Genomic DNA, 6261 nt, shown 5'->3' with positions numbered 1-6261 from the left:
TTGCCTAAAACTAAATAATTTAACTATACTATTCAGGGGTATATTTTTTCAAATTGCACCCCTAAAATATCATTTTGGTATTTCTGTGAACCACTTCTTTTTTAACCAAGGACATTCTCTCCAATCTCTCTTTATTTCCAGAGGATAAAATTCAGTAATTTTAGGACATGGGTATTTAGATTTTCCTTTACACATTAAAACATTCTTGTCTGTACAATAATTATCAAGGCATATTAACTCTGTATTAGATTTAACTATAAAATTCGTAAAATGGACGAATCGATGCCCCCAATTACCATCGTCTTGATACGCCTGAGCCACAATCGTATCATTATGGATTTCATAAACACCCCATAAGGAGGCTGTTAGACACCCATTAGCACTACTGATTCCCTCAAAACAAGAGATAATATTATTATTAGCTTTTTCGTTAGTAAACATTGAGATAAATATTCCGTTATTATAAAACATAAATATTACATATTCATTAGCAACATCACAATTTCTCTGTACACAGTAATATCCATTGATATCGATTAATTTATCCAGTTCAGTTCTCTTCCCATTAAATTGATTTGTAAATCCTTTAGGGCGAGATACGCATGTAATCAGAGTAAAACCAATAATAATAATTAAAAATATTTTATTCATATTATTCTAATAAAAAGTATATGGTTTATAAATACCGATTTGAACAAAGCGAAATAGGGGTACTGTTACAGTACCCCTAAAATATTATTTTGGTATTTCTGTAAACCATTTCTTTTTTAGCCAAGGACATTCTCGCCAATCTCGTTTTGATTTTAGTGGATGAAATTTGGCGGTATCACTATCTACATTAATTTCTGTTATGTTTTCATTATTTGAATAGTAAATACATATAATTTTTTTGTTCGGTAATATTTTGTAATTACGATTAAGTATGTAACTACCATACAAAAGACCTCGCTCTTGTATATACTGAGTATAAATTGTATCATTATCGAAATAATATGTACCCCATGGAATGAAAGAGTAAAATTCCTTTTCCTCTGAACTAAATGAAGTCAAAACCTTTTCGACTCCAGATTCTGACGTGTTCGCAAATCTGAATAGTCCATTTTCATAAAACATAAATACCGAACAATACATTGAGTTTTTTTCATTAATGATATAGTATCCATTAATATCAATTAAATTTTCTAATCCTGTTTCTTTTCCATTGAAGCGGTAGCTGAACCCTTTAGGTTTGGATGCGCAACTTATAAGACCAAGAATTAATAAAAAAATTATATTTTTCATAAGAGAGATATTTTCAAAGTTAAAATACAAGGTACAATTATACTTTAATTTTTCGGATATGGTTATAGGTAATCGGATATTTTTAATGCCTTAAAACGGAATGTGTGAGAAAAATACTAATATGATTTATACCAATTAGTTACGACTATATTTGAATAGTGATATTCTTTTTTGATTGTTATTTTAATCCTGTTAAGTGTAGTATTTTATGATGATGAAAGTAGTTGTTAAGTTATATAAGAAATCAGTATCATACCCTTTTGTTGCATAACTATACTATGGGATTATGTTTAAAGTGAATGAGTAAGGATATAGCAGAGAAACGCAGAGGGGGTACGGGCTATCCTCTTTAGAGCTTAATGATTAGGTGTAGGAAAATTCTTGGCTGGTTTTTTAGCTTAATACCCTATAAGCTAAAACAAACGGAAATATCTTAACGAAAAACTATAAAGTAATTAATGGAGATTGGGAAATAATAAAATAAATTTCATAATATCGCACTCTTTTTCAATACTTAAAGATGAATGCTTTAAATTAAGGTAAATATGATTAAAAAATCGCTTTTGATTTGGCTTGCTATTATTCCCCTTTCTATTCTGAATGGAGCATTACGTGAAATGGTACTTGTTCCACTGTTAGGGATAAATTATGCTTTACCGTTGAGTGGTATTTTACTTTGTCTTTTAATCTTTATCCTTTGTTATGTTTTTATCCCCAAAATCGGGAAAGGGACGACAAGAAGTTACTGGAAAATAGGCTTATTGTGGATAATCCTCACCATTTTATTCGAGTTCGGATTTGGGTTGATTATGGGAAATACCTTTGCGGAACTGATAAAAGCATACGACATCACCACAGGAAACCTTTGGCTATTGATCGTTTTATTTACAGGAATGGTATCTTGGTTGACAGCAAAATTGAGAAAGTTGATATAAAGTAAGTTATATAGAATACTGAATCCGTTATTAAGCTTGTCGGCTACCTTCATAACTCTTCGGTGTCCCATTGTACTGTCCTAATTGCGGCAAACTGCTCGTTCGGTGTTCGGCATTTTCATTTCATATTTTTTTCTAAAAATTTCATTATTCTTTTATTGAGTGATGCGAAATCTATTTTTCCCTTTTTCATCATACTGTGGTCTGTATCTTTAACAATCCACAGTTCTTTTTTTGAGGAAAGTTTCGCATATATTTTTTCACTCATCCAAACAGGAGAGCGATCATCCAATTCGCCAACAATCAAAAATGTTGCCTTATTCCATTTTGGAGCCAGCATTAGTGGTTGCAAGTTTAATGGATAATCTGAAGGAATTATCAAGTTGCGATTGGCATTTTTAGAAACTTTTTTTAGTACAGGATAGGCTTCATCAAAAGTCGTCATTAAACCAATCGCCACAAAAGCTTTGATATTATCATATTTGCTCGCAGCAGCCATAGAGAGATATGCACCTGTTGACCATCCAAAAACAACAAGTGCAGACGTATCCACTTCTTTTTGTTGCAATACTGCCTTTATCACAGCATCATAATCAATCAACAACTCAGAATAAGCCAAATAATCGGTATTCATTTTCCATTCGCTGCTTTCACCAAAACCTCGCCAATCAAAGGTTACAACATTATAGCCTGTATTTGTAAAATATTGTGAATACACTAATTGTTGATAAGACATATTTCCTGCATCACCATTAGCAATAATTATTGTTGGACGACGTTTATCGTCGATTGTTCGATATGTTTTTCTGACAGAATTTTTCCAAGCCATATCTAATTCTTTCTCAGAAAGTGCAGGTTGTGCTGGAAAAAACCACGTTTTAATTTTTAATCCGTCAGAGGTTTTTACATCTAAATCCCGATAAATAAGCCCCAACTTTTCAGGATAAAACCGATAATTTCTATCAGGTTTTATGGCAAAAGATTGTAAACTAACGATTCCTAACAAGGTGCAAAAAATGATTATTTTACTAATTTTATTCATATAGTTCTTTAGTTTTATTTGACATCGAATTGAAAAAACACATAGTTGCTATATTTTAACTTTGATAATATCAGATATTCTTGTAGTATAACACGGAGAGAGATTGTCTCGTTTTAGTTCCCACCTCCTGTTTTTCGTACCTTGCACAGCCAATGTAAGCAGATTAGTATTGAATCCGTTGTTAAGCTTATCGGCTACCTTCATAATTCTTCAGTGATTTTCTCTGTCTACCGTATCAAAAATATCTATTTGTACTCCCATGTTCGGATGAACAACCTAATACAGCAAGAGTTAAGGACAATATTATAAAATATATTATTTTCATGTCTTTAGAATTTATGTTTCATTTTTATCAAAGCAATCTGATTTCCTGCTTTATCGGTTCGTTGTTTGATTTTGTAATAGGTAAGATTGAAAAAGTATTGTTGACCATATCTAAGTTCTTTTTATGACTTGTTCTTATTCCTGTTCAGGCTCCGGATCTTCATATCTTATTATAAAATTAACTTCTTTTTGCCGTAAATACTGCATATCAATATCAATCCTTTTAAGAATCATATAATCATCCCTGACCTTATCCCAACCATATTTTGTTATAGTATCCTGATCCAGAAAAAAGATACAAACCTTAGTTCTCTCTATTTCTTTTCTAAAAAGATATTGACCTAAACGATCTTTAGACACTGGTCTTGTTAAATTTTTGCTCGGTAAAGAAGTGTCAGGATAAGTCGGTTCTCCTAACCCCTCTTCTCCAATATAAGCCACAACATTACGGTTACTGTTATTTATAAGCCGAATTGATATTAAATCATCGTCAGGACATGCCGTTAATACTATAATTATCAGGAGTAATATAGGTGCTAAATAGAAATGTTTTTTCATGTTATTTATTGGTTAGAAGGTTTTTAATATAAAAATCATTTTAAATCGTTTTTCATTTTTATCAAAGCAATCTGATTTCCTGCTTTATCGGTACGTTGTTTTATTATACATCTAATTATTAGAATCCATTCGTGATTTTTTGGCTTCTATTTTTCTCACGGAATCAATATAAGTATTAAGTTCTACGCTATTATAGAAATCTAAGCATCGCATTAAATAAAGCTGATTATTTTCTGAATAAGACAGGTACTCTTTTTCAACCCATTTGTCTATGATTTGATTTAACTTAGGGTCTTTCGCATACTGTTCTACCAAAGTTGATAATTGTATATAGCTTGTTCCATCTGGAGGGGAAATTTGGTCGTTAGCAATTTTTGTGGATTTATAGAAACAATCACAAAATGCTTGATTTTTAAGCATAGTTAATTCCGACTCTAAAGAATCATTTGTCTCAACACTTTTTTTACTCCCATGTTCTGATGAACAACATAATACAGCAAGAGTTAAGGACAATATTATAAAATATATTATTTTCATGTCTTTAGAATTTATGTTTCAATTTTATTAAAGCAATCTGATTTCCTGCTTTATCGGTTCGTTGTTCTATTTCGTAAGGGATATATCCCAATTTGGTATAGAGTAAGATGCCTTTAGTATTGCTGTTGAAGCAGGATAATCGAAATTCTAACACATTGTATTTTTCGGATGCTATTTGCTCCATTGTCTTAATAAGAAATGTACCTATCCCAGAGTTACGATAGTCGGGGCTTATAACAACATTGCCAATAGAACAATAGTGATTCTGTACCACTTCATAGAAATTAGCAAATCCAACCACCTCATTATTCAGTACAATAACTGTTGAATCGTATCTGTTGCTGACTGCAACCTCTAATTGAGGTACAGTTAATGGATATTCGGCTTTGGGAAACATGAAGAATAATTCTTCCGTATTCTGGGGAAGATTACAAATTAACTCAAAGTCTTTCACCTCAACAGGGCGATAAGATAGATTTGAAGCTTTCTCCATCAAGATTTAATTGTTCTTATATTCCCTTCATTGATTTATTAATTAACTGACTAATTTCACTATTAAAATTAGTTTCATCAATGCCAGTTACAGCTTTTAATATTTCGAAGAATTTATCCTTTTCCTTATACATATTACCACTTGACAGTAATTTTAAGACGGCTGAAAAACCTTGTTCTTTTTCCACTTTTTCAATTATGAGTGCATTTATGAATTGAGTTACAAGCAAATGTTTTTCTTGGCTTTCTCCAAAGTTAAAGCGGTCAAAATATAATTTTTGCCAGTCCGCATTTTTGTCAGAACTCATTTTTTCTTTGAACATTTTCTTAATATTGTCCCAACTTATTCCCCAGCTTCCTCCATAAACGTATGCACAACCACAGACCATATAATGATTCCGTAAATTTTGAGGAATTGCTATACTCGCTCTTCCATGAAAAACATCGTGAGGATCGACAATCTCTTGCCGTGACATATTTTGACCATATAAGGCAATTATTCTATCTTGGATCTTAAAATCTGTCATATTCCATGAAAATCCGTTATAAGCCATGTTGTAAGTTATTCCTGTTAAACGCAACAAACTTGTCATGTCTTGGCAATTATCACAAAAATAAAATTCAGAAATAGGGTTTATTCCCAACTTTTGGTCGTAGTCATTAACTATCTTAATATACTGATTAATTACATTTTCCGCAATATTATTTTGGTAATGGAAAATCAAATGTCCTTCTGTTTTTGTTTTCCATTCTTTAGTGTTCCTTTTTAAAGGAGAAGCAAATAAGAAATTATCATCTTTTTTGTAAGCGATAAATTCAAATATGGCTCTTAACAGAGGTTGAGATTCAGATAAAGAAATATATGCAACCTGAATAGAGTAAGATGTTTTGTCGGGAAGTAATTCGCAATTAATCCAGTGAGGCATAAATTCCAATGTATCATTATTAACAAAACCCTGTATCTCGTCAAGTAAAATTTGAGTTTCGGATAGATTGTCTGGAGAAATCCACTTATTAGTTTTTTCTTTATTTTTTATTGTCAGTAAAAAATTGGTTAGGCTATTTTTGAGTTTCGATTGCTCTATACTATCT

At 31.4% G+C, this 6261-nt stretch carries 9 protein-coding genes; 1 reads left to right on the top strand and 8 read right to left on the bottom strand.

Annotated features, from left to right (window positions below):
* Positions 1-69: 69 nt before the first annotated feature.
* Together JGH11_RS18520 and JGH11_RS18515 are read right to left on the bottom strand one after the other, a co-directional pair.
* Positions 70-651, bottom strand: coding sequence for a hypothetical protein (locus tag JGH11_RS18520; protein ID WP_201114280.1), 582 nt, complete (start codon positions 649-651; stop codon positions 70-72).
* 84 nt (positions 652-735) lie between these two features.
* Positions 736-1281 (bottom strand): hypothetical protein, encoded by a 546-nt coding sequence (locus tag JGH11_RS18515; RefSeq protein WP_201114278.1) that lies wholly within the window; start codon positions 1279-1281, stop codon positions 736-738.
* A 545-nt stretch (positions 1282-1826) separates the two neighbouring features.
* Here JGH11_RS18515 and JGH11_RS18510 point away from each other — a divergent pair.
* Entirely contained in the window at positions 1827-2216 is a 390-nt protein-coding gene (locus JGH11_RS18510) for a hypothetical protein (RefSeq protein WP_201114276.1), read from the top strand.
* Positions 2217-2334: 118 nt separating this feature from the next.
* On the opposite strand, the gene JGH11_RS18505 is transcribed toward JGH11_RS18510, so the two are convergent.
* The 6 genes from JGH11_RS18505 to JGH11_RS18480 all read right to left on the bottom strand — a co-directional run.
* Entirely contained in the window at positions 2335-3258 is a 924-nt protein-coding gene (locus JGH11_RS18505; RefSeq protein WP_201114274.1) for a S9 family peptidase, read from the bottom strand.
* 48 nt (positions 3259-3306) lie between these two features.
* Positions 3307-3462 (bottom strand): DUF4113 domain-containing protein, encoded by a 156-nt coding sequence (locus tag JGH11_RS18500; protein WP_201114272.1) that lies wholly within the window; start codon positions 3460-3462, stop codon positions 3307-3309.
* A 255-nt stretch (positions 3463-3717) separates the two neighbouring features.
* Complete coding sequence (locus JGH11_RS18495; RefSeq protein ID WP_201114270.1) at positions 3718-4140, bottom strand: hypothetical protein; 423 nt, start codon at positions 4138-4140, stop codon at positions 3718-3720.
* Between the two features lie 111 nt (positions 4141-4251).
* Positions 4252-4677 (bottom strand): hypothetical protein, encoded by a 426-nt coding sequence (locus JGH11_RS18490; protein WP_201114268.1) that lies wholly within the window; start codon positions 4675-4677, stop codon positions 4252-4254.
* Between the two features lie 4 nt (positions 4678-4681).
* Complete coding sequence (locus JGH11_RS18485) at positions 4682-5170, bottom strand: GNAT family N-acetyltransferase (protein ID WP_201114266.1); 489 nt, start codon at positions 5168-5170, stop codon at positions 4682-4684.
* Between the two features lie 16 nt (positions 5171-5186).
* Positions 5187-6261, bottom strand: a 1075-nt coding sequence (locus JGH11_RS18480) for a hypothetical protein (protein WP_201114264.1), incomplete at its 5' end; no start/stop codon positions are given.

The organism is Dysgonomonas sp. Marseille-P4677 (assembly GCF_016652235.1).
Taxonomy (GTDB): domain Bacteria; phylum Bacteroidota; class Bacteroidia; order Bacteroidales; family Dysgonomonadaceae; genus Dysgonomonas.
This window is presented reverse-complemented; position numbering and strand designations above follow the sequence as displayed.

Coding starts and splice junctions, on each gene's coding strand:
- JGH11_RS18520 (WP_201114280.1), bottom strand. CDS start 651: ATGAATAAAATATTTTTAATTATTATTATTGGTTTTACTCTGATTACA.
- JGH11_RS18500 (WP_201114272.1), bottom strand. CDS start 3,462: ATGAAGGTAGCCGATAAGCTTAACAACGGATTCAATACTAATCTGCTT.
- JGH11_RS18515 (WP_201114278.1), bottom strand. CDS start 1,281: ATGAAAAATATAATTTTTTTATTAATTCTTGGTCTTATAAGTTGCGCA.
- JGH11_RS18495 (WP_201114270.1), bottom strand. CDS start 4,140: ATGAAAAAACATTTCTATTTAGCACCTATATTACTCCTGATAATTATA.
- JGH11_RS18505 (WP_201114274.1), bottom strand. CDS start 3,258: ATGAATAAAATTAGTAAAATAATCATTTTTTGCACCTTGTTAGGAATC.
- JGH11_RS18490 (WP_201114268.1), bottom strand. CDS start 4,677: ATGAAAATAATATATTTTATAATATTGTCCTTAACTCTTGCTGTATTA.
- JGH11_RS18510 (WP_201114276.1), top strand. CDS start 1,827: ATGATTAAAAAATCGCTTTTGATTTGGCTTGCTATTATTCCCCTTTCT.
- JGH11_RS18485 (WP_201114266.1), bottom strand. CDS start 5,170: ATGGAGAAAGCTTCAAATCTATCTTATCGCCCTGTTGAGGTGAAAGAC.